The following is a 499-nucleotide window of genomic DNA, read 5'->3' as shown; positions in this document are numbered from 1 at the left end:
CACCGGATTGTTCTGCCCGATGCGATACGCCCGATCAGTCGCCTGATTCTCCACCGCCGGGTTCCACCACGGATCGAAGTGAATCACCGTGTCCGCCGCCGTCAGGTTCAGACCAGTGCCCCCGGCCTTGAGGCTGATCAGGAACAACGGCACCTTGCCGCCCTGGAAATCCCTCACCGGCGTGCGCCGATCGGTGGTGTCGCCGGTCAGCAACGAGTAGCCAAGCCCGCGTTGCTGCAATTCCTGCTCGATCAGCGCCAGCATCGAGGTGAACTGCGAGAACAGCAGAATGCGCCGACCTTCGCCGAGCAATTCTTCAAGCATCTCCATCAGGCTGATCAGCTTGCCGCTGCCCGAGCGCAACGCCTTCGCCGTCAGCGGCATATTGACCAGGCGCAGATCGCAGCAGACCTGGCGCAGCTTGAGCAGCGCATCGAGGATGATGATCTGACTGCGCGCCACGCCACTGCGGGCGATTTCGTCGCGGACCTTTTTGTCC

1 protein-coding gene is annotated in these 499 nt (G+C 62.5%); it reads right to left on the bottom strand.

Features of this window, described 5'->3' with window-relative positions; translation table 11 throughout:
• A partial coding sequence (locus J5M56_RS24535) for a C-terminal helicase domain-containing protein (protein WP_207938002.1) occupies positions 1-499 on the bottom strand: 499 nt, incomplete at both ends.

This window comes from Pseudomonas sp. 51_B, from assembly GCF_017491595.1.
Classification (GTDB): domain Bacteria; phylum Pseudomonadota; class Gammaproteobacteria; order Pseudomonadales; family Pseudomonadaceae; genus Aquipseudomonas; species Aquipseudomonas promysalinigenes.
The sequence above is the reverse complement of the archived record's forward strand: the minus strand, read 5'-3'. Positions and strand labels throughout refer to the sequence as shown.